This is a genomic window from Stanieria cyanosphaera PCC 7437, assembly GCF_000317575.1.
Lineage (GTDB): Bacteria > Cyanobacteriota > Cyanobacteriia > Cyanobacteriales > Xenococcaceae > Stanieria > Stanieria cyanosphaera.
In genome coordinates this window covers 2,667,251-2,689,383 of sequence record NC_019748.1, presented here as the reverse complement: position 1 = coordinate 2,689,383, position 22,133 = coordinate 2,667,251, and the positions used below count along the sequence as shown (strand labels likewise).

Annotated in this window: 19 protein-coding genes and 1 tRNA gene; 10 read left to right on the top strand and 10 right to left on the bottom strand. The window is 35.1% G+C overall.

The features are described 5' to 3' along the window. Positions 1 to 268: 268 nt before the first annotated feature. From STA7437_RS11665 to STA7437_RS11655, 3 genes are all read left to right on the top strand, one after another. Positions 269 to 1,705 (top strand): circularly permuted type 2 ATP-grasp protein, encoded by a 1,437-nt coding sequence (locus STA7437_RS11665; protein WP_015193586.1) that lies wholly within the window; start codon positions 269 to 271, stop codon positions 1,703 to 1,705. Positions 1,706 to 1,793: 88 nt separating this feature from the next. Continuing rightward, entirely contained in the window at positions 1,794 to 2,741 is a 948-nt protein-coding gene (locus tag STA7437_RS11660) for an alpha-E domain-containing protein (protein ID WP_015193585.1), read from the top strand. Positions 2,742 to 2,928: 187 nt separating this feature from the next. After that, positions 2,929 to 3,010 (top strand) — tRNA-Leu (locus tag STA7437_RS11655). A gap of 249 nt (positions 3,011 to 3,259) precedes the next feature. On the opposite strand, the gene STA7437_RS11650 is transcribed toward STA7437_RS11655, so the two are convergent. Further along, positions 3,260 to 3,673 (bottom strand): transposase family protein, encoded by a 414-nt coding sequence (locus STA7437_RS11650; protein WP_015193584.1) that lies wholly within the window; start codon positions 3,671 to 3,673, stop codon positions 3,260 to 3,262. A gap of 553 nt (positions 3,674 to 4,226) precedes the next feature. After that, entirely contained in the window at positions 4,227 to 4,877 is a 651-nt protein-coding gene (gene hisIE, locus STA7437_RS11640; protein ID WP_015193583.1) for a bifunctional phosphoribosyl-AMP cyclohydrolase/phosphoribosyl-ATP diphosphatase HisIE, read from the bottom strand. Positions 4,878 to 5,027: 150 nt separating this feature from the next. Between hisIE and STA7437_RS11635 the strand changes: the two genes are divergently transcribed. Together STA7437_RS11635 and STA7437_RS11630 are read left to right on the top strand one after the other, a co-directional pair. Next, positions 5,028 to 5,291 carry a CopG family ribbon-helix-helix protein gene (locus STA7437_RS11635; RefSeq protein WP_015193582.1) on the top strand — a complete coding sequence of 88 codons (264 nt, stop codon included), beginning with the start codon at positions 5,028 to 5,030 and terminating at the stop codon, positions 5,289 to 5,291. Beyond that, on the top strand, positions 5,285 to 5,632 hold the full coding sequence (locus tag STA7437_RS11630) for a type II toxin-antitoxin system PemK/MazF family toxin (protein WP_015193581.1): 348 nt from the start codon (positions 5,285 to 5,287) through the stop codon (positions 5,630 to 5,632). Before STA7437_RS11635 ends, STA7437_RS11630 begins: the two co-directional genes overlap by 7 nt. Positions 5,633 to 5,768: 136 nt before the next feature. Here STA7437_RS11630 and STA7437_RS11625 read toward each other — a convergent pair whose 3' ends face one another. Both STA7437_RS11625 and STA7437_RS11620 read right to left on the bottom strand, forming a co-directional pair. Next, a complete protein-coding gene (locus STA7437_RS11625; protein WP_015193580.1) occupies positions 5,769 to 6,305 on the bottom strand; it encodes a DUF4330 domain-containing protein in 537 nt (178 codons plus the stop codon). Between the two features lie 96 nt (positions 6,306 to 6,401). Then, complete coding sequence (locus STA7437_RS11620) at positions 6,402 to 6,920, bottom strand: hypothetical protein (RefSeq protein ID WP_015193579.1); 519 nt, start codon at positions 6,918 to 6,920, stop codon at positions 6,402 to 6,404. A 328-nt stretch (positions 6,921 to 7,248) separates the two neighbouring features. On the opposite strand from STA7437_RS11620, the gene speA reads away from it, so the two are divergent. From speA to STA7437_RS11600, 4 genes are all read left to right on the top strand, one after another. Next, entirely contained in the window at positions 7,249 to 9,279 is a 2,031-nt protein-coding gene (speA, locus tag STA7437_RS11615; RefSeq protein ID WP_015193578.1) for a biosynthetic arginine decarboxylase, read from the top strand. A 364-nt stretch (positions 9,280 to 9,643) separates the two neighbouring features. Beyond that, the gene (locus STA7437_RS11610; RefSeq protein ID WP_015193577.1) at positions 9,644 to 10,495 is read left to right on the top strand and encodes a class I SAM-dependent methyltransferase; all 852 of its coding nucleotides are present in this window, start codon (positions 9,644 to 9,646) and stop codon (positions 10,493 to 10,495) included. Positions 10,496 to 10,587: 92 nt separating this feature from the next. Beyond that, complete coding sequence (locus STA7437_RS11605; protein WP_015193576.1) at positions 10,588 to 11,076, top strand: GAF domain-containing protein; 489 nt, start codon at positions 10,588 to 10,590, stop codon at positions 11,074 to 11,076. 392 nt (positions 11,077 to 11,468) lie between these two features. Continuing rightward, the gene (locus tag STA7437_RS11600; protein WP_015193575.1) at positions 11,469 to 12,461 is read left to right on the top strand and encodes an FHA domain-containing protein; all 993 of its coding nucleotides are present in this window, start codon (positions 11,469 to 11,471) and stop codon (positions 12,459 to 12,461) included. An 18-nt stretch (positions 12,462 to 12,479) separates the two neighbouring features. On the opposite strand, the gene STA7437_RS11595 is transcribed toward STA7437_RS11600, so the two are convergent. From STA7437_RS11595 to STA7437_RS11585, 3 genes are all read right to left on the bottom strand, one after another. Continuing rightward, positions 12,480 to 12,899, bottom strand: a complete 420-nt coding sequence (locus STA7437_RS11595) for a thiol-disulfide oxidoreductase DCC family protein (RefSeq protein ID WP_015193574.1) — start codon at positions 12,897 to 12,899, stop codon at positions 12,480 to 12,482. A gap of 10 nt (positions 12,900 to 12,909) precedes the next feature. After that, positions 12,910 to 14,658, bottom strand: a complete 1,749-nt coding sequence (menD, locus tag STA7437_RS11590; RefSeq protein WP_015193573.1) for a 2-succinyl-5-enolpyruvyl-6-hydroxy-3-cyclohexene-1-carboxylic-acid synthase — start codon at positions 14,656 to 14,658, stop codon at positions 12,910 to 12,912. Between the two features lie 85 nt (positions 14,659 to 14,743). Further along, on the bottom strand, positions 14,744 to 16,186 hold the full coding sequence (locus tag STA7437_RS11585) for an isochorismate synthase (protein ID WP_015193572.1): 1,443 nt from the start codon (positions 16,184 to 16,186) through the stop codon (positions 14,744 to 14,746). 390 nt (positions 16,187 to 16,576) lie between these two features. Here STA7437_RS11585 and menA point away from each other — a divergent pair, with 390 nt between their 5' ends. Further along, positions 16,577 to 17,509, top strand: coding sequence for a 2-carboxy-1,4-naphthoquinone phytyltransferase (menA, locus tag STA7437_RS11580; RefSeq protein WP_015193571.1), 933 nt, complete (start codon positions 16,577 to 16,579; stop codon positions 17,507 to 17,509). Here menA and STA7437_RS11575 read toward each other — a convergent pair. The 3 genes from STA7437_RS11575 to STA7437_RS11560 form a co-directional block, all read right to left on the bottom strand. Further along, on the bottom strand, positions 17,497 to 18,804 hold the full coding sequence (locus STA7437_RS11575; protein ID WP_015193570.1) for a PQQ-dependent sugar dehydrogenase: 1,308 nt from the start codon (positions 18,802 to 18,804) through the stop codon (positions 17,497 to 17,499). The two genes, menA and STA7437_RS11575, sit on opposite strands and share 13 nt — an antisense overlap. Before the next feature lie 201 nt (positions 18,805 to 19,005). Next, positions 19,006 to 20,349, bottom strand: coding sequence for a DUF3086 domain-containing protein (locus STA7437_RS11570; RefSeq protein WP_015193569.1), 1,344 nt, complete (start codon positions 20,347 to 20,349; stop codon positions 19,006 to 19,008). 836 nt (positions 20,350 to 21,185) lie between these two features. Further along, positions 21,186 to 22,097, bottom strand: a complete 912-nt coding sequence (locus STA7437_RS11560) for a branched-chain amino acid transaminase (protein WP_015193568.1) — start codon at positions 22,095 to 22,097, stop codon at positions 21,186 to 21,188. Positions 22,098 to 22,133: the final 36 nt, after the last annotated feature.

Genomic DNA, 22,133 nt, shown 5'->3' with positions numbered 1-22,133 from the left:
TTAAGTACTATTACATAATCATTGACACATTTTAAATCTCCTCCTGAGCGAAGGATCACTGCCTTGTCTCTACTAGGTAATTAGTTTTGCACGACTACTTATAGACAAGATTTAGTTTTCAGTTTAGCTCACTGCCCAGAATTAAAATTTAGATTAAATTGTCGCTTTAGTTACAATTTCGAGGACTAGATTTATTTCAAGCTAGAGTACAAACTCACAAATATAATAGCCACAAGCTAACTAATAACTGAATTAAGGAGGATTGGTTTTGCAACTAGAAGCATACGATCCAGAAGAATTTTATGATGAATTATTTGTCGCTCAAGGCAAACCGCGATCGCAAGCCGAATCTTTGATTAAATGGATTCAAAAATTAGGAATCGAACAATTAGAACAACATCGGCAAACAGCCGAGATCGCTCTGTTTAAATTAGGAGTAACTTTTAACGTTTATAGCGACAATCAAGGGGTAGAAAGAATATTTCCTTTTGATATTATTCCTCGTATTATTGCTGCCGAAGAATGGCAACAGCTAGAAAAAGGATTAAAACAGAGAATTGAAGCTCTTAATCTCTTTCTCGATGATATTTACAACGAACAACTAATCATTAAAGACGGCAAAATTCCTGCTGAAGTAATTCATACCGCTAGTGGTTTTCTTAAACCTTGTCTTGGAATAAAACCACCTCATGGAATTTGGTGTCATATTACTGGTACAGATTTAGTACGCGACCGCGATGGTCAATGGTACGTGTTAGAAGATAATCTGAGAGTACCTTCGGGAGTTTCTTATGTCTTAGAAAACCGACGAGTGATGAAAAGCACTTTTCCCGATATTTTTCACACTATGGCAGTTAAAGCGATCGATGACTATCCTAGTCATTTATTAGAAACTTTATTAAATTTAGCACCACCTCATTTACCAGAACCTACTGTAGTCGTTCTCACTCCTGGTATCTACAACTCCGCCTATTATGAACATTCTTTTCTAGCACAACAAATGGGAGTGGAATTAGTCGAAGGTAGAGACTTAATTGTTGTCGATGGCTACTTACAGATGCGAACTACCAAAGGATTGCGTCGTGTCGATGTCGTTTATCGTAGAGTAGATGATGGCTTTTTAGATCCTAAAGCTTTTCATCCCAATTCCTGTTTAGGTGTTCCAGGATTAATGGAAGTATATCACGAAGGAAAAGTAGCCTTAGCTAATGCACCAGGAACAGGTGTAGCAGACGATAAAGTAGTTTATGCCTATGTTCCTGAAATGATTCGCTACTATTTAGCTGAAGAACCCCTTTTATCTAACGTTCCCACATATCTGTGTTGGCGAGAACAAGACCGAGAATACGTCCTCAAAAACTTAGACAAATTAGTAGTTAAAGCAGCCAACGAAGCTGGAGGTTACGGGATGTTAGTCGGAATTGATGCCACGCCAGCAGAAAGAGAAGAATTTGCTCAAAAAATTATTGCCCAACCTCGTAATTATATTGCTCAACCAACTCTCAGTTTGTCGCGAGTACCTACTTTGATTGATGGTGAAATCCAAGGAAGACACGTAGATTTACGTCCTTATATTCTTCATCGTGGTGATGAAATCTATGTCCATCCAGGCGGACTTACCCGTGTTGCACTCAAAAAAGGCTCATTGGTCGTTAATTCTTCTCAAGGAGGCGGTAGTAAGGATACTTGGGTATTAACAGGTTAATTATTTCTGTTTGTGTGACAAAGTTATTAAACTTATTGCGAAATAAAAGCGATCGCTCTATCAACAATCAACAATTAATAAATAACAAATGTTAAGTAGAGTAGCTGATTCAATTTACTGGTTAAATCGTTATATTGAACGAGCAGAAAATGTTGCTCGTTTTGTCGATGTCAATCTCAATTTAATGTTAGATCTGCCTCCAGGAATGACCCAGCAATGGCAGCCTCTGGTTTCAATTACAGGAGATGTAGAACTATTTAAAGCACGATATGGTGAAGCAAATGCTAAAAATGTGATACAATTCCTAACTTTTGAAGAAAATTACCCCAATTCAATTATTTCTTGCTTACAAAAAGCTAGAGAAAATGCCCGTTCTATTCGTGAAATTATTTCGTCAGAGATGTGGGAAGAGGTTAACTCTTTTTATTTAATGGTAAAAGAAGCCTCACCAGGAAAACCTTTTGATGCTTTACCATATTTTTTCAATCAAGTAAAAATGGCTAGTCATCGCTTTGCAGGAGTAATGGATGCTACTATGACTCACAATGAGGGATGGCATTTTGGACAGATGGGTAGACTGTTAGAAAGAGCAGATAAAACTACTCGCATTCTCGATGTCAAATACTTTGTTTTATTACCTTCAGCCGAATGGGTAGGTACGCCTTTAGATCAAATTCAATGGATCTCTCTACTCAAGTCTGCTAGTGCTTACGAGATGTACCGCAAATGTCAGCATAGAATAACTCCTACTTGTGTAGCCGAATTTTTAATTTTAAATCGTCAATTTCCTCGTTCTATTTACTTCTGTCTTTGGCAAGCTGAACAATGTCTGCATGAAATTACTAGCACTCCAACAGGAACTTGGTGTAATGGCGCAGAAAGATCTCTGGGAAAATTATGCTCTCAATTAGGTTATCTAACTATAGAGGATGTCATTCAAACTGGTTTACACGAATTTTTAGATCAAATGCAAAGTTCAATCAATCGCGTAGGAAAGGAAATCTATACAACTTTTTTCGCAGTGGATAATTGTTAAAGCAGTTCTTGAATTGACTTGAATTAATCAGATACAAAGTTGTTTGTTTTATAGCAGAGGGCAGAAAGCTTTTTTGGCATTGTTACTTTATTTGAGAAGGAATGTCTTGCCAATTGTTCAAATTTATTTTCCAGCAAGACTTGTAAAAAAGAAGCAAAATAACTTATAATTATAAAGCTAAATTCCAGGGCGAATGGCGAAATTGGTAGACGCACCACACTCAAAATGTGGCGTAGCAATACATGTCGGTTCGAGTCCGACTTTGCCCATTTCTTAGATTAGGCTTTCCGTCTGACTTTTACCGACCTATACTGCTTCCCCACATTTAATATTCGCTCAAAATCCGCTCACTTATCCTTTAACTTATTCTAATCAAGCGAGTAAATTTATCTCTTCATCAACTCTTTAAATACGTATCTAAACTGTAAAGCCGAGCGATTGTACAACCATTGGGTAATTCTGTCAAATCGGATGGAGCCTTAATTGTTTCAAAGAAATCTCAAAATTGTGCATTTGTGTTAAGCAGCCATCAAATAAAAATTCCACAATCCTGCACAGGTAAGCATCAAGCGGTCGTCGAAATCAACGATTCTATTACGATAAACTTGACTCACGGCATTGTAACGCTTGACACCTGCAAAGGCATTTTCACAAACAACGCGAGAACTACTTAAAATGCGATTTTCTTCCTTTTGACTCTCGTTTAGTTCTCCACCCTTGGGCTTTCGATGAGGTAGACGAATATTGTCATACTGTTTTTGTAAACCTTGAAATCCCAAATCAACCTCAATCGGAATTTCTTCAGGGACACTTCCAGCAAGATCATCTTCGTCATGAGCGCGTTTGTCGTGTACTTTACCATTTCGAGCTTGGCTTAAGATCAAAACTCTTTTCTTCGCGATCGCATCAGTTAAGAAAGCAAGAAAAACCAAAATTACAGATGAAGAAAAATTTAGAAAATTTGTTCGAGAACACAGCGATAAAACTCAAAAATGGATAGCTGAAGTATGGGAAGAAAATCTGACTCAACAAAATATCAGTTATTTTTGTCAAAAGCTAGGGATTACAGGAAAAAAAGCGGTGCGACCCCGGTGAGCTTGGCTCACCTAGGGAACGCGCACCAAGACAAACTTACGGTTATCAAGAAAGGAATGAAGAAGAACGAGCAGAACTTAGACAAACATTAAGTCAAATACCTAAACACAAGAGAGTATATATCGTTATAAGGGTTACAAAGCAGTTTGCTGAAGAAGTAAAACATCGTCAAGCAGAACGTGACTACAGTTCAAATCTAACCCAAGGACAAAGATATATTCTACGAGAATTAAGAGCTTTATTTAACTTGACTGAAGACGAGTCATCAAAAACATCTTCTTAGCAACAGATTCGGCTTTGTATTCTATAATCCATTCTTCGGTAGTTTTAGGTTTCTAGATTAGTTTCAAATTCGGCAGTCCTGTTTTTTTCCAATAAACTCTCAATCAATTAACGTCTTCTTTGTTGTAATTGACGATAAACATCGCGTAGATCAACTTGATGAGCAGCAAGAGCAACTAAAGTATGGTAAAAAAGATCAGCTACTTCAGAAGCGATCGCATTACTGTCATGATCTTTACAAGCCATAACCACTTCTGCTGCTTCTTCCCCAATTTTTTTGAGGATTTTATTATCTCCTCCTGCCAATAATTTACAAGTGTAAGACTCTTCAAGAGGGTGATCTCTGCGATCGCAAATAACTCTAAATACTTCTGATAAAGTATCTGCTGGTGGTGCAGATTTGGTAGTGTCTACCTGATGAAAACAACTGCGTTCACCTGTATGACAAGCAATATCGCCAACTTGTTCAATACTAATTAATAAAGCATCGCTGTCGCAATCGTAACGAATCGATTTAACTTTTTGAATATGTTCTGAAGTTGCACCTTTATGCCACAATTCGTGACGAGAACGACTCCAATACCAAGTTTCTCCAGTCTCTAAGGTTTTTTGAAGAGATTCTGCATTCATCCATGCCATCATTAATACTGTACCGTCTAGATAATCTTGGGCGATCGCAGGTACTAATCCTTGTTCGTTGTAGCGAATTTTTTCGATGGGAATAGCTTGGGAGAAGGATTTAGTTTCTATTGAGGACATGATTTTAAGAAGATTTCTAGAACGATGGTATTTACCAACATAGTATTCTAAAAAACTGTTGCAACAAGTACAAGATGCTATTGTGCTTAAGCATTACTTCTACAAAATAGTTATACTTAAAGTATAACTTTTAGTATTCTTAAAATAAAGATGAATTCTCCCACAGCTAAAACAGCAGTCAGTCTACCTCAAGAATTATTAGAAAAAACTAATAAAATTGCCCGAGAAATGAGAACTAGTCGTAGTGCTGTTGTCACAGAAGCTTTAACTGAATACGTTCGCCGTCGAGAAAACGAGCAGATTCTAGCTCAAATTAATGAAGTTTACGATGATGAAACACTTACTTTAGAAGAATCGAACCTAATTCAAGCTGGAATGACTTATGTAGCTGAAAATGTAATCGAACAATGGTAATCGAACAAGGTGAAATTTATTGGGTTGATTTAGGAAAACCTAAAGCTTCCGAACCAGGATATTGTAGACCTTGTGTTGTAGTGCAGAATAATATTTTTAACCAGTCTAAAATTGCTACCGTTGCCGTCTGTATGATAACGTCTAATCTTAAACGTGCTAATTCGCCAGGTAATGTTTTTTTAGCACAGGGAGAAGCAAATTTATCGAAAGCAAGTGTAGTAAATATTTCGCAAATACTTACAGTCAACAAAAGCGCTCTTCAGCAAAAAATAGGTAATCTAACGACGGAAAAACTTAACTTAGTTATAGCAGGAATAAAACTTTTAATCGAGCCGAGATAAAAAATAGGAAAAAGCTAGAGATTTTAATTGAACTTTTTTAGCCAAAAAATACTTTAATTTAACTGTAAATTCCCTAAAACATATTTGGTGCGTTTCTTTTTAATCACAATTAAAGAATAGAAACACACCTAGTTCATTATTCTTGAACGCGAACAGCAATCACACTAGCGTTAAAATCGTAATTTTTACCTTCCAACTGAATTGGAATCCCTACTTTAACTTTTTTAGTGTTATCCAACACTGCTCCATTATCGGTAATTTGTGCTTTTCCTTCTAGGGTAAGAATCAAATCTTGAATCATGGTAATTTCGGGACGAGGATCGGGTAAAGCTTTAACAGTACCGTCTGGTTGGGGTACAGCAGTAGTTCGAGGTAAGGGTTTACTAGATTTAATGTTTACTTTACCCGCAGGTTGATTACGAATAACAATATTAGCTGTTTTTTCGGCTTGAAATTCTTGTAATAATCCTTGAAAGTCTCCAACACTTAATCCTCTTACCAAAACATCTACTTCAATTGGTTTAGCTTTGGTTTGAGCGACAATGCCTTCGGTGAGGGGAGTACCAGGAAAAAAGAAAATCCCGACAATTACTAAAAATATTACAAAAGCAGCACCAAGATCGAGAATGCTGACTTTACCAAAGAGTCTTCCTTTAGAATCAATAATCTTCATAGTTCCTGGTCGAGAAAATTTACATCAATTCGTCTTACACCGATATTCGGCTAAAAGTCAAGAGTGATTTTCTTCTCAGTTTACAAGAACGACAATTTACTTTTTGGTTTGAAGTTTATGATCGAACGGTAAGGTAAGGTTTTTTGATTGATGCAGCATGGAGGTTTCACGCTTTACAGTTGCTTTACGGGTGGCAATGCGATAGGAGAGATTTGATTTGGTTGAAACTAAATTAGATTTTTGAATTGTTAGTGCTGGTTTGAGTGCTGTTTGAGGAGTAGATAAAATAGTATTGAGTCGTTGAGCTTTTTTGCTTGAAGAGACTGCTATTTGTTTAAGAAAATGAGTTAATAACCAAGGCGTTGCGCTCAAACTAAGAATAATCGCTCCATAAAGCCAAATAAAAGGAGTTTGTGGCGACGAAATATTTCTAATTGAAGAATTATTAACCATGTTTCTGGATGAATCAATTCCTGAATAACATTGATTGCCCAAACCAATTATCGACGTAGTAACAATTGAAACACAGGTAAAACCTAAGATTAATAACGAATATTGATTTAACCATTGAGCAATTTTCTGGTTTGAAGATGAAATTTTGGACGATCGCTTCATTGTTACTCCTATAATTTAGTAATTCAAATCAACTTCATTTAAGCAAGTTGTAATCATTAACTATAAGTATTTTGAGAATTTGCTCATCCTCAATTAACCTAGTTGTTATTCTGAGGAATACTCAATTTAACAGTTTAGATTGTTGCAAATTATACTCATCAAACTAATTGGAATGGGGCGATTCTAACAACACCTATTAGTTAGGTGGTATTTTTTAAGTTTGCTTTAATAATTTTTGATTCCGAAGAAAGTATTACCTTAACTTTCAGTTATTCAAGAAACGCTATAATATCTGCTCTATTACTTTTACACAGATCCGCAAGCTGCAATGGTCAAAAGTAAACTTGAATTTGAACAAAATCAGCAACAATCTTCTTCAGACAAACACGCTACTTCAAGCTCTTGGACGATTGAAGATAGTGAAAATCTTTATGGTATTCAAGGTTGGGGTGAGCCTTATTTTTCAATCAATGCTGCCGGTCATGTAACGGTATCTCCTCAAGGTAATTCCCGAGGATTTTCTTTAGATCTTTATGAATTAGTTGAATCCCTTAAAAAGAGAAATTTAGGGTTGCCTTTATTAATTCGTTTTTCAGATATTTTGGGCGATCGCTTGGAAAGATTACACGCTTCGATGAATAGAGCGATCGCGAGATATAATTATCCAGGGAAATATCAAGGAGTTTTTCCAATTAAATGTAATCAACATCGTCATTTAGTTGAGGCAATTGTTCAGTTTGGGAAACCTTATCAGTTTGGGTTGGAAGCTGGTTCTAAACCAGAATTAATGATTGCTTTGGCAGCGTTGGAAGCTGGTTACCATCCAACCAAAGATAATTTTGAGCCTTTGTTAATTTGTAATGGTTATAAAGACCGAGAATACATTGAAACCGCCTTACTCGCCAGAAAATTGGGACAAAAACCAATTATTGTAATCGAACAAATCGAAGAATTGTATCTAGCGATCGCAGTTAGTCGTCAGTTAGAGATTAAGCCGATTTTAGGAGTAAGAGCTAAATTATTAACGAAAGGTTCAGGAAGATGGGGAAATTCGACTGGAGAGAGAGCAAAATTTGGTTTAACTATTCCGCAAATTGTTGAAGTAGTCGAACAACTGCAAGCAGCAGATTTACTTGATTCCTTACAACTATTGCATTTTCATGTTGGTTCTCAAATTTCTTCAATCAGCGTCGTCAAAGATGCAATCCGCGAAGCCAGCCAAATTTATGTTCAATTGGTTAAAATGGGCGCAAATATGCAGTATTTGGACGTGGGAGGTGGTTTAGCAGTTGATTACGATGGTTCAAAAACCAACTTCCATGCTTCCAAAAATTACAATATGCAGAATTATGCCAATGATATCGTGGCACAAATCAAAGACGCTTGCGCCCAAGGTAATGTTACCGTACCAACTATTGTCAGTGAAAGTGGTAGAGCGATCGCTTCTCATCAATCAGTTTTGGTTTTTGATGTCTTAGGAACTAGTGATGTCCCAACTACACCACCTTCACCAGTACAAGAGGAGGAACACTTAGTTTTACGTAATCTTTGGGAAACTTATCACTTTATTGATGCTCAAAATTATCAAGAAACCTACCACGATGCGATTCAGTTTAAAGAAGAGGCGATTAGTTTATTTAATTTGGGTTATTTTACCCTAGCACAAAGAGCTAGAGCCGAAGAATTATATTGGGCTTGTTGTCGCAAAATTGTTCAAATCATTCCTCAACAGGGATATGTACCTGACGATTTGGAAGATTTAGAGAAGATGATGGCATCAATTTATTATATCAACCTCTCAATCTTTCAGTCAGTTCCAGATTCTTGGGCGATTGATCAATTATTTCCAATTATGCCTATTCATCGTCTTGAAGAGAAACCAACAGCTAGAGGTATCTTGGCCGATCTTACTTGCGATAGCGATGGTAAAATCGATCAATTTATTGATTTACGAGATGTTAAAGACATTTTAGAGTTGCATCCTCTTCAGTTTGTTGACAACCAAAATAACGGTGATTTAAGTAAGCAAAAGTCCCCAGCACCTTATTATCTAGGGATGTTTTTAGTTGGTGCTTATCAAGAAATCATGGGGAATTTGCACAACTTATTCGGTGATACCAACGTGGTTCATATTCAGATGACTCCCAAAGGTTATCAAATCGAATATGTAGTAAAAGGCGATACGATTAAAGAAGTTTTGGGTTATGTACAATATGACCCAGAAGATTTGATCGAAACTATGCGCCGTCGTACAGAAGTGGCTTTGCAAGAACGTAAAATTACTTTAGAAGAAGCCCAAAGATTATTACAAAACTATGAAAGTAGTCTTAATAGTTACACCTATTTAGTAGCAAATTAGTTAGTAGTTATTACAAAGATATTTTTTATAAATTGGGAAAACTATCAACAAAGAGATTAGTTAGATCATTGAGCGGTAGCAGTCTCAAATGATAAGTATTTAGCACTCAATTTATGACCCTATATAAAAACAGATACCGTATAGAATCTGCGCGATGTTCAAATTAATTGAATTGACAAATGAGCGAGATCATCGCTTGATCTTGACTTTAATTCAGCAATTCTGTTATTGAAAAAGATTAACACTTTTCCAAACATTCAAACCCATCAATACTTAACACTCGCAATAGCTAACCGCTTACACCAGGATTGGTATATATCTATAAAACTTCCTACGCAGTAAGAAAAAAAACTACTATGAATATATGAATAGCTTATCCGAGACTGCTTATTTAGTAGCAATGTATCGAGCGATGGAATCTGCGCGTCCTGATGCTTTGTTTCAAGACCCTTTTGCCAGTATGCTAGCTGGAGGACAGGGTAAACTGCTGGCAGAAGTTTTTGGTAATCAAAAGCAAGCAGCAAATATTATTGCAGTTCGTACCTATACTTTTGACCGTATCATCGAACAGCTTTTGAATTCAACCGAAATTGATACAGTGGTTAATTTAGGCGCAGGATTGGATACTCGTCCTTATCGTTTAGCTTTACCGCGATCGCTTTGTTGGGTTGAAGTTGATCTTCCAGAAATTATCTCATACAAATCCCAGAAGTTACAACAACAGCAACCTCTATGTTCTTTAGAAAGGATTGAGTTGGATTTGACTAACTCTGAGTTGAGAAACAATTTATTTACTAAAATTAATTCAAAAACTAATCAAGTACTTGTGATTACTGAGGGATTACTTTCTTATTTATCAGAGGAACAAGTTAATCTTTTAAGTGAAGAACTTAGAAGTCAATCTCACTTTCGTTGGTGGTTGTTTGAACTGATAGCAGCGTCTGAAATAAAGCTAATTAAACCTTCTCAAACACAAAAGCTTTTTCAGCAATATTTTTCAAATAAATTGCAATTTGCACCAAACAATGGACTAGATTTTTTCTCTGAACGTGGTTGGAAAATCGCTCAATTTTACTCGATGTGGCAAGAATCGCGTCGATTAAAGCGAGGAGTTTTTTTAGCAGCTTTACTAGAATTATTGATGCGTTGTTTTAGTAAAAAATATTGGCAAGCAATCAATCAAAAAATTGGTATTGTTTTACTTGAAAAGAATTAATTTGCTTTCTGAGCCATTAACTTTAGATAAATCATTTAATAATTAAGCTAATAAAAATTGTAATGTTTGTTAATTTAATCTCTTAAAAAATTATGTCCGATCTTGGTTTACAACAAGTTTTACAACGTTTGTCCCATAATCTTACTAGAGATTCTCTAGTACAACAAGTAACTAATCAATTAAAAGTTTATTTAGAAGTAGACCGCATTTTAGTTTATTATTTTTATCGTCAATGGCAAGGACAAGTTACGTTTGAAGTTATTAGTTCTCCTCAATTATCAATCTTAGGCTCAACTGGTCCTGATGAATGTTTTAATGGCGACTATGCTAGTATGTATCAAGCTGGCAGAATTAAAGCGATCGCGGATATTGAAACTGCAAATATTGCTGATTGTCACCGAGATTTTTTAAGAAAGTTACAAGTTCGAGCTAATTTGGTTGCACCAGTGCTTTCTCAACAGCAACTGTGGGGACTTTTAATTGCTCATCATTGTCAAAATCCTCGAAATTGGTCTGCTGAAGAGATTCAAATGATGCAAACTGGTGCAGCTAGATTGGAGCGATCGGGTATTTTAAATTGATTACTTTTTAATCTTAATATAGCCTTTCTCGCTCTTGGTGAGGTACACCACTATCAGTGACCAGTTATCAGTTATCAGTCACCAGTTTTTTACTTTTTACTTTACTAATAACCATTAACATAAGCGAAGCGCACTACCGTAGGTCTCAACTATCAACTATCAACAAAAACCAGGGAAATGAACTGTACCTCATTAATCTGAGAGTCGCTATAGTTTTATTTATTTATTAAATTAATTTGAGCGATTAATCAAGTTTCAAGTAGTATGTCTAAATGCTTAAAAACTGTATTTTTGATAAAATTTTACGATAAAATTATTTCTAGCTTCTACTATTAAAATTAAAAAGCTTTTAAATTAATATAAATTGTTAAGAATAATTTTCATTACTTAAGGTGCCTTATTTAATTTTCCGTGATCAAAATACCAGGGAAAAAGTTTATAAATTGAAGTTTGGCATTAACAAAATTGGGCGATTATTGGATAACGATATCGTTTTTTCTGATAGTAGTGTCTCTCGTCATCATGCCATTATTGAAGTTAAACCTAATCAAACTATTATTCAAGACTTAAACAGCAAAAATCACACTTTTGTCAATGAGGTAGAAATCAGTCAAGTGATACTACAAGAAGGTGATTTAATAAGCTTTGGAAATGTAACTTTAACCTATGACTCTATTTATAAACCTCAAGTTAATCTAGTTGAAAATCAGCAGCAACCAATTATTGTTAAACAAATTAATTCTCAGCAAAATCTTCAAATATTTGAAGCTTTAAATAAAACTCAATCGAGCCATTATTCTTTAATTAAAATTGCTAGTAAAAAGAGTGAACAGAGAATTTTAGAAAAACTTAAGATATTATTAGAAATTAGTAAACAACTTTGCTCTCCTGAAAAACCAGAACAAATTCTCAATAAGGTTTTGGATTTTTTATTTAAGGTAATGGATGTAGACCGGGCGGTAATTTTATTAGTCAATGAAAAAACTAAAGAACTAGAACTTAAAGCAGTAAAACTAGCCTATGGATTAGATAATAGCGGACAATTTTATAGTTCAAAAATAACTAATTTAGCTCGCGAAACAGGTGATACTATTTTGACAGCTAATGCAATGACAGATGAACGTTTTAAAAATTCTAAATCTATTGTTAGTTCTTCAGTTCATGCTTCTATTTGTGTACCTCTAAAAACTAATGATCGCATTATTGGAGTATTATACGCAGATAATTTATTCATGCCTTCTGTTTATGATGATGAAGATGTCGAATTTTTAGCTTGTCTTGCTAATCAAGCTGCTGCTGCTATTCATATGGTTAATGAATTTGATAAACGAGAACAAGAATTAAAAAGGCAAATAAATGAATTTATTACAGTGTTTAAGAATTAAAAATTAACTTATTGAGCTTTAATTTATTTCACAATTATCTTCTCTGTGACAACCAAACCGATAAGCTGAAGAATAGGTAGAATTTCTTTTGCCAAACCAATTATAACGATTATCTCGAATTTGTTCGTAAGCGCGGTCGCCTATAAATTTTATTCCAGGAAGATTACGATAAATATTAATAAAAACTTCACCCATCGGTAGAATTCTGACAATTTCTTCTGCAGCATTACTACCTTGCCATTTTTTTTCGGGTTGTTCAGCATCAATTAAAATCATTCCCATTTGACAATCATCAGTTGTAATTTCAAATTGTTTCAGAGTAGCTTCATTTTGCATGGGAATATAATCAAAAATTTTACCCCGATCAAATTGTTCTAATAATTGAGTAAAAGTTACACAAAGATGGCAATTACCATCATAAATAACGTGATATTTCATAGTTAAATTATTATTGAAATTTTTGTGCTAATTGATTTAAATTAGTTTGTAACCACCAAGCATCTGCTTTGCGATCGCTATAGATTTCTAAGACTCTAATACCTTGTTTTGGTAAAGGATTTAATAAATTTTGCAGTTGTTGCCAAGTATTAATTAATTTATATTCTACTCCGTAAGTCTGGCATAGTTGAGCAAAATCAACTGTTTGAGGAGTGGCAAAATATTCTTCAAAAGGTGGTTCAAATTGAGCAATAGGTAACATTTCAAAAATCCCACCGCCATTATTATTGATCAAAATAATTGTCAGATGTCCTTGAAATTTATTACTGATTAAAAAACCATTGGTATCGTGCAATAAAGCTAAGTCTCCTGTTATTAATACAGTACTTTGATGACGATGAGCAATTCCTAAAGCAGTAGACAATGTACCATCAATTCCATTTGCTCCTCGATTAAAATAAGGTCTAATATAATTATTATTAGCTTGCCAATAAAATTCGGCATTACGTACCGACATACTATTAGCAATAAATATTGGTGTTTGATGTGGTAAAGATTGGGAAATTAACCAGGCAACTTTACCTTCATAAAAGTCTTGGATAGATTCAAATCTCTGCTGAAAAATTTGCCTAGCTTGTTGTTCTAAATTACACCACTTTTCCTGATAAACTGAGCTTCCTTGAGTATTATTATGACTAGTAATAGTATTAGTTAATGCTTCAAGACCAACTCGTAAATGAATAGTTTTTCCGTGAATAGGATCGAAATTAGCTTCTCCATCGGCAATAATCCAACGTTGAGCAGTAATTTTTTCTAGCCAATTTCGTAACTGTTTACTAATAGGAAGCTCACCTAATTGAATCACTATTTCAGGTTCTAATTGTGCTGCCAATTGCTCATTACGTAAAATGAGATCGTAGCTAGTAATCAAAGTAGGATTAATAGCAGCATAATTTCTTAACGGCGATAAAGCTTCCGCCAAAACAGGAAACTGAAGAAACTGTGATAAATTCGCGATCGCTTGACAATATTGTTCTGGATTTTTAGGTTGAGCTAAACCAGCAATAATAATTCCTTGTTGAGAATTTTGCCATTGTTGTAGAGGTAGGCAAATAGAAGAATTGTTATCAAAAAATTGCTGATAATTACCTACATTAGTAAAAAAATCTGTAGCAGAAAAACTTGATTCTAAAGCAACAATTTTTGGTTCAATAGTTGGAGCTAAAGGTTCACGAAACGGAATATTAAGATGAACTACTCCAGGATAGGGAAATACAGAACATTCCCAAGCATGAATAATATTTTGTCGCAGATAACGCAGCATAGTTAACTCTGCTTCTGGTAGAGCTAATTCAGTTTGCCAATTAGGATAGTTACCATACAATTTAATTTGATCGATAGTTTGTCCTGCATGACAATGACGTAATTCTGGCGGGCGATCGGCTGTTAGAATAATTAAAGGTACATGACTTTCCTTCGCTTCGATCGCAGCAGGATAAAAATTTGCTCCTGCCGTTCCCGAGGTACAGACTAAAACCACAGGCGATTGTAGTTGTTTAGCTTTACCTAAAGCAAAGAAAGCTGCAGAGCGTTCGTCTAAAATTGGAATGGTATCGATTTTTTGATGTTGGGCAAAAGCTAACGTTAAAGGAGTTGAACGAGAACCCGGACATACTACTGCTGTGGTTAATCCCATACAATTGAAAGTTTCAACTATAATTGATGCCCACAGGCTATTTAAATTGCGAAAATCAATCATTGGTGTTAGCAAATTGAAAGCTGATTGTTCAACCAACAATCAAAATTAAGTAGTTTCAGTATCTCAAAAAATTACCCTTCAATTACTAAACTAAGGCTTTTAATAAAGATTGCAGTTTTAATTGAATTTCTGCAAATTCTTTTTCAGGATTAGAACCAGAAACAATTCCTGCTCCTGCATATAGTCGAGCGCGATTTCCTTCAATTAAAGCTGAACGAATCCCAACAATAAACTCACTATTACCCTGATAATCAACCCATCCTAAAGGAGCAGCATACAAAGAACGGTCAAATTTTTCATAACGGCGAATTTGTTCACAGGCAATTTCTGTAGAAACACCAGCAACCGCAGGAGTTGGATGTAGTTGAGCGACAATTTCTAAAGGATCAAGATCATGAGATAAATGAGCATAAATGGGTGTCCATAAATGTTGAATATTAGATAGTTGCAGTAGTTGTAAAGGAAGTTGTTGGGGTTTTAAATCCAATTGACGCAAACGTTCAATTAAAAAATCACTAACTGCTTGATGTTCTCGTTTTTCTTTTCTATTTTTCAGTAACAAATTAGCTAATTGGACATCTTCGGCGGTAGTTTTCCCCCGAGGAGCAGAACCAGCTAAAGCATCTGTAACTAACTGTTTATTTTGAATACTAACTAAACGTTCAGGACTAGCTCCAATAAAGTTGTTGTCTCGACCATTACTAGTAGAAAAAATATAACAATCAGGATGGCGTTGACGAAGATTATCCAAAGATTTAATCAAACGAAAAGGTACAGGAGAAACTACATCAGTAGCATAAGCAAGCACTATTTTACTGAATTCATCGATTGCGATAGAATTTAAAGCTGAAGTCACTACTGATTTAAAATATTCAGAATCTTCAGAAATTGAATTGTAGTTGCTAGCAAAGCATTCGTTAATTTCTGAATTTAATTTTTGCTGAAGTGACCAATCAATCGAATTAATTTTTTGTTTAATTTCTTCAACAATCAACTTAGAATTGTCAGCATAATTAACTGGTACATTGACAATTAATAGGCAAGACTTGTTTTTTTTAATTAGTTGTAAACGGGGTAAAAAAACTGTAGCAGCAGGAAAAGGAGAATAACTTTTATCTGCATCAGGAAAAAAGGTAAAAGTACAGAACAAATGTGGCCCAGCCCCAGTAATACTAGTCTCACCTTTTCTAACAGTTTTCTTTAAACATTTTTGAATAAAATTTTGAGCTATTTTAAAGCGATCGCGTGAATCAATTAATAATTTTTGAGTTACTCCACAAGCAATAACTGCTTCTTGTTTACGGGGATTTTCCCAATAAAAATGTAGAGAATTAGAATGATTAAAATTTTGCAAAAAAGCTAAAGGATCGATTGTAGGAATCCTTTGCACAAAACTAATTATTTTTTTTGGTTCGTTCGGTTCACTTACTAATTGCTGTTGATCCCAAAAGTTATCTAATTTTAAATGATCCTGAAAAATTAGATCGAGTTCAGAAACAACGGGCATGGAGATTCTAGATTGTGTCATTATAGAGGAGAACTATAGCGGTATCTAAAAAGTTTTAAAATTGCTTTGTTATTAGTTGTTAACTAATCAAAAAAATCCATCAATTTATATAATTGATTATAAGTCATTACTCCTAATCTTCCTAATAACAATACAAGTTAGTTCTGCATACTCTTTGATACCCCCAAATTCTCGACATCATTGCCAGCCTATCAGATTTCTTGAAGATTGTGTAAAAAAATACGGTTTTGCTTTAATACCTAAGTACTGGCTTGATTGTGCTATCGTGAATTTTCATGAAAAGAAGAGAAACATCGGGGTACAGACCTGATAGGGTAAAACATAAACCTTCAGTTGTAATCAAAGCCAATACCGCTATTTTTCAGCAATCAAGGCAAAATCTTAATTTCGATGACTACTAAACTAATTCCCGTAGAAAATCGCAAACTTTGGTTAGCTGCTATCAAACCACCGATGTATAGTGTGGCAGTTATTCCTATTATGGTAGGAACAGCAGCAGCTTACAATCAAACTGGCAATTTTGAACCACAAATATTCTTTACTTTTTTGAGTGCAGCCATTTTAATTATTGCTTGGTTAAATTTGAGTAATGATGTGTTTGATGCCGAAACAGGTATTGATATTAATAAAGCCCATTCCGTAGTTAATCTAACAGGTAATAAATCCTTAGTTTTTTGGATTGCTAATTTGTGCTTGAGTTTAGGAATTTTTGGTATCTTTGCAATTACTTGGTGGCAACAAGATGGAACGGTACTAGGAATAATTTTGCTTTGTTGTGCCTTAGGTTATACCTATCAAGGGCCGCCTTTTCGCTTAGGTTATCTAGGTTTAGGAGAATTTATTTGTTTTTTTACTTTTGGTCCCGGTGCAGTTAGTGCTGCCTATTATTCTCAGAATCAAAATTTTTCTAGCCAGTGTTTAGCTTCTTCAATCTTAATAGGAATTAGTACTTCGATTATTTTATTTTGCTCTCATTTTCATCAAGTAGAAGATGATTTAGCAGCAGGCAAGAAATCTCCAATAGTTCGCTTAGGAACTTTAAAAGGTTCACAAGTTCTCAACTGGTTGACAGCTAGTATTTTTATTCTGACTGTAATCTTTATCGCACTAAATTACTTACCTTGGGGGAGTGGATTAATTTTTATTAGTTTTCCGTTAGCTTATCAATTAATGAATCATGTTAATCAATACCACAATCGCCCTGACAAAGTAAGTAATTGTAAATTCTTAGCCGTTAATTTGCATTTCTGGAGCGGATTATTATTGTCTTTAGCTTTAGTGTTACCTCATTTGATACCACTAATTCAAAGTCAATTTGCATAACTAATTCGATAAATCCGATTGTTACCATCTTCGGTCAGAAGTAAAGAACCATCGGGTAAAACTAATAACCCCACAGGACGAGCAAAAGTATCGGGTCCTTGAGGATCAACTAAAAAACCCGTTAAAAAATCTTCATAATAGCCCATTGGACGATTATTTTCGTCAAAAGGAACAAATACGACTTTGTATCCTGTACCTTGATTACGATTCCACGAACCACGAAAAGCGACAAATGCACCATTATGATATCGTTGAGGGAACTGTTTACCGTCATAAAATTGAAGTCCTAAAGCAGCCGAATGTGCTTGAAACAGAACATCTGGAGTCAAAGTTTTGGCGGCAAGTTCGGGTTGTTGACTTTGATTTCCTTCCATCAAACGTGGATCGAGTAAATTAGGAGTTAGGTAAGCATAGGGCCAACCATAAAAACCGCCTGGTTCTACTTTGGTTAAATAGTCGGGAACTAAATCATCTCCTAGTAAATCTCGTTCATTAACGGTAGTATAAAGTTCATTGGTAACGGGATGAAAGTCTAAACCGACAGGATTCCGCAGTCCATAAGCATAGGTTTGTCGTTCCGAACCATCCAGATTCATTTGTTGAATTGAAGCACGGGGTAATTCCTCTGGAGAAGCGTTACTAGCTGAACCTACCGAAACATAAAGCTGCTGTTCGTCTGGAGAAGCAATGATGTTGCGCGTCCAATGTTGATTATAACCACCTGGAGTTAATTGAGTAATAGCTTGACCAGTTCCTTGTAAACTTGTTTGACCAGATTGATAATCAAACCGTAGCACTTCTCCTGTATTTGCTACATAAAAATTGTTACCCACAAAAGTCATGCCAAAAGGTTGGTCTAAGCCATTTTCACTAGTGGCAAAAACCTGATTTGTCTCTGCAATTCCGTCTCCATTGCGGTCTTGTAATAAGCGAATGCGTCCACTTCTGGATTCGGCTACTAGTACATCTCCATCAGGAGTCAAACTCAGCCAACGTGGTTGTTCTAACCCTTCTGCAAACACATTAACTTGAAATCCTGCTGGTACATTTAAGGTCGGATTTTCTGGGACTGGAATGACATTAGGACTATTACTAGCTGATTGAGTGGCAAAGGGTTCAGGAAGACTATCAATAGTAATACGAATCGGGTTTGGGTTTAAAACATTGGTAGATATTGTTGATTGAGTAGGTGGTGAGGCAGCAGTTGATTCCGCTTGAGAATTATTTTGAGTACAACTTGTCAAGCATAAAACTAAAGCTAGCCCAAAACTGCCAATTTGAATGTTTTTCATCATAATAATCTAGACCGTAACTATTTTTATTACAGTCTAAAAAACAAATAAATAAATCATTCTGGCGGATAATTTCTGAATTTTCCCTATTTAAATAGAGTTGAAATTAATCCAAGCAGCATAAAATTCAATCGACAATTTTGTGCCTTTACAGTTCCAAGTAGAGACTAACAATTTTAAATTTAATCAACTAGCAATTAAGATTTAATATAAATAGTTATTACTAGAAGATTGAGATTGAGGATCGGGAGCAAAAGCTAACCACAAAGGAAATTGTAGTAAAGAAAGACTTATTTGATCTTCCGTTTCATCGATAATAATTAAAGGCAACAACTTATCTTTAAGTAAACGTTCTGCTCTCTGTGCCAATACTTCTGGTGATTCAAAGATTACTACTCCCCGATTAGTACCAAAATCAGTACGAGAGATACCCAAACAATCTTGTAAACCCCTGCGCCATTCTCCCAAACGTTCTGGAGTATTAACTAAAACTAAGGTAACACAGCGATCGCGATAAAGCTGATGCAATACAGACATTACTGCTGAAGCGACCAAAATATTTTGTAAACGGCTTCCCATCGTTTTAATCGCACCTCTACCTCCTTGGGTGAAAAACCAATTTTGCACTCTTTCGGCATGAATTGGCTCAAAAGTTCGTCGTAATTGCCAAGGAGGGCCATAATAATCGGGACGACTACGATATTGCTCTAATAATTTCCTTATTGTTCTGGTTTGTTGAGCAAATGCTTGCTCAGTAAATTGAGGTTGTAATGCTTGTTCGTTGGGTGTGGTTGATTCTGTCTGTCTAGGTTCTGTTCTAGTCTCTCGCGTTTGGGATGGTGGTGCTTTGGCATCTAATTTTGGTAATTCTAACTGTTCAGCAGCAGCAGCCAAATCTTGTAAACTGCCAACCAAATAGTCTTTAAAACCTTGGACTCTAATCGCCAAATCTTGAGATACTCCAGCAAAATTAGTCCGCATTTCTTGACGAATTCTCTCACGACGACGCTCTAATTTGTCAATTTCAATTTGTAAAGCGTTTTTACGTTCTTTGAGTTCTCGAATTCCTTCTTCAACCATTTTTCCCATCATTTCTTGTACATCTCGAACTTGTTGGGAAAGAATTTGAGATTTTTGTTGTCTCAATAGAATGATTTCTGTGGTTAAAGCTTCTTTTTGCTGTTGTAAGGTTTGGATTTCGTTTTGAATGACTTCAGTTGAGGATGTTTCTTCTGCTAAAGATTCTGAATCATCTAACCATTGTGCTGTAAATAATTCTGATTCTAACTCGGTTTGATTGGATTCAGTTGTACCCGATTCTTCTTGCAAAAGCTCTGCTTCTGATTGATCGTTGTAAGTAGATTCAATCATTGATTCTAACCAATCGTCATTAGTAGGAGTTGAATTTTCGGCAGATAGATTATTTAATTGTGGCTCATTCTCATCCGCTTGTGGTTCATCTAACCAAACATCAGGTAGAGGTTTTGCTTCAATAGCTTTTTTTGAAGATAATTGATTAGTATTTTTTGACTCAGAAAAATTATTCATCTTTTTCTAATACGGGAGCAGAGAAACCGTGTGGCTTTAGCCCACAAATGTACTGCGACACGAGTAATTTTAATCGCCGTGAAGCAATTTAACCTGCCCACTTCGTCCTCCATGAATTGTAAGTTAAAAATTTAACATCTTTCGGATTAGCCAATTGATTCGCAGCTACTGGGCCGTCTTTGTACCGATCCTGCTGCCACTGGCGTTTCCTAGTTAATCTTCTTCCAGTTTCAATACAGTGAAGGCTAATCACCTTTTTGTCTGGTTCTTTCTTGATAAGTTTTAGCATTTTTTCTATCCCATGATTCAGTATCGGAAAAACATACACATGGAGGTTTAATTTAATATAGCCTTTCTCAAATAGGGGAGGTACACCACTATCAGTGACCAGTTATCAGTTATCAGTCACCAGTTTTTTACTTTTTACTTTACTAATAACCATCAACAATCAACTATCAACTATCAACAATCAACGCTCAACCAGGGAAATGAACTTTAGCTCATTAATCTGAGAATCGCTATATTTTTGACATACAATTTCTCTTGCCAGCCTAAAACCACCAAGACTACGAAACAAACCTACATATTTTTAGTTTTAAATTATTATTAGTTTTAGTAAATAAAGCCATAAATTATTTTGTTTGTCTGTAGCTTAACAAACTATCTTATCATTGTAATAATTTTTCTACTAGTTAACTCAAACAAATCAACCTTACTTAAACCTAAATTAGTTATTTGAAAGCTTGTTAAATTCTTACCTTGCCGAAGATAGAAAAAAATGCTCAACCAGACGATAAATAATAAAAATTTGTCCTCAAAGATATAATTTAAAAGCTTTAAATTTTAACTTTATATACCCAATGCTGATAGTTTGAATCGCGATTTTCGGTAATTGCTGTTAATTTTTCTCTAAGTTTTTCAGTAATTGGTTTTTGTTCGGGAAGATGATAGTTTTCAATTCTTTTTACTGGCGTAATTTTGGCAGCCGTACCACTTAAAAATACTTCGTCAGCAATTAATAATTCAGTCTTATCTACTGGACGTTCGATTATTTCTATACCCAAATCTTTGGCAATAGTTAAGACACTATCTCTAGTAATACCTTCTAAAATATCCTGATCGAAACCTGGAGTAATTAGTTGACCGTTTCTAACTACAAAAATATTCATTCCTGAAGCTTCACAAACTTTGCCTTGAGAGTTTAATAAAATTGCTTCATCAAATCCCGATTCTACTGCTTCAGTTTTGGCTAGAGAAGAGGTAATATATGCACCACTAATTTTACCTCTTAAAGGTAAACTTCGGTCTTCTTGACGATGCCAAGAACTAATTCGACAATTAATGCCATCTGGGGATAAATAATCACCTAATTCTAAACCGTAAACAAAAAAGTCTTTTTGAATGTTATGTAATCTAGGTGCAATTCCTAAATCAGAAGTATAAACAAAAGGACGAATATAAAAAGAAGTTTGGGGTTGATTTTTTTGAACAAACTCAATAATAATTTGTTCGATTTTATCCGCAGGTAAATTGTAGTTGAGAAACTTAGCACTGCTACTTAATCTTTGACAATGACGGTCTAATCTAAATAATAAAATTTGCTGGTCAGTTTCTGGATCAGGAATACCTCTTAAGCCACCAAATGCTCCTGTTCCATAGTGTAAAGCATGAGTAGCGATAGAAATATTAGCAGATTCAAAAGAAACAAATTGATTTTGAAAATAAGCGATAGGAAGGAAATTGTGCATCGTTCAATTAATATTTTATGATCAAGTAGAAGGAGC

What these genes read in the sequence shown, in the direction of transcription:
- menD (WP_015193573.1), bottom strand. Translation starts at nt 14,658, where the DNA reads ATGATTGATTTTCGCAATTTAAATAGCCTGTGGGCATCAATTATAGTT.
- STA7437_RS11630 (WP_015193581.1), top strand. Translation starts at nt 5,285, where the DNA reads ATGGTAATCGAACAAGGTGAAATTTATTGGGTTGATTTAGGAAAACCT.
- STA7437_RS11620 (WP_015193579.1), bottom strand. Translation starts at nt 6,920, where the DNA reads ATGAAGCGATCGTCCAAAATTTCATCTTCAAACCAGAAAATTGCTCAA.
- STA7437_RS11660 (WP_015193585.1), top strand. Translation starts at nt 1,794, where the DNA reads ATGTTAAGTAGAGTAGCTGATTCAATTTACTGGTTAAATCGTTATATT.
- speA (WP_015193578.1), top strand. Translation starts at nt 7,249, where the DNA reads ATGGTCAAAAGTAAACTTGAATTTGAACAAAATCAGCAACAATCTTCT.
- STA7437_RS11585 (WP_015193572.1), bottom strand. Translation starts at nt 16,186, where the DNA reads ATGACACAATCTAGAATCTCCATGCCCGTTGTTTCTGAACTCGATCTA.
- STA7437_RS11625 (WP_015193580.1), bottom strand. Translation starts at nt 6,305, where the DNA reads ATGAAGATTATTGATTCTAAAGGAAGACTCTTTGGTAAAGTCAGCATT.
- STA7437_RS11570 (WP_015193569.1), bottom strand. Translation starts at nt 20,349, where the DNA reads ATGAATAATTTTTCTGAGTCAAAAAATACTAATCAATTATCTTCAAAA.
- hisIE (WP_015193583.1), bottom strand. Translation starts at nt 4,877, where the DNA reads ATGTCCTCAATAGAAACTAAATCCTTCTCCCAAGCTATTCCCATCGAA.
- STA7437_RS11610 (WP_015193577.1), top strand. Translation starts at nt 9,644, where the DNA reads ATGAATAGCTTATCCGAGACTGCTTATTTAGTAGCAATGTATCGAGCG.
- menA (WP_015193571.1), top strand. Translation starts at nt 16,577, where the DNA reads ATGACTACTAAACTAATTCCCGTAGAAAATCGCAAACTTTGGTTAGCT.
- STA7437_RS11635 (WP_015193582.1), top strand. Translation starts at nt 5,028, where the DNA reads ATGAATTCTCCCACAGCTAAAACAGCAGTCAGTCTACCTCAAGAATTA.
- STA7437_RS11575 (WP_015193570.1), bottom strand. Translation starts at nt 18,804, where the DNA reads ATGATGAAAAACATTCAAATTGGCAGTTTTGGGCTAGCTTTAGTTTTA.
- STA7437_RS11595 (WP_015193574.1), bottom strand. Translation starts at nt 12,899, where the DNA reads ATGAAATATCACGTTATTTATGATGGTAATTGCCATCTTTGTGTAACT.
- STA7437_RS11560 (WP_015193568.1), bottom strand. Translation starts at nt 22,097, where the DNA reads ATGCACAATTTCCTTCCTATCGCTTATTTTCAAAATCAATTTGTTTCT.
- STA7437_RS11605 (WP_015193576.1), top strand. Translation starts at nt 10,588, where the DNA reads ATGTCCGATCTTGGTTTACAACAAGTTTTACAACGTTTGTCCCATAAT.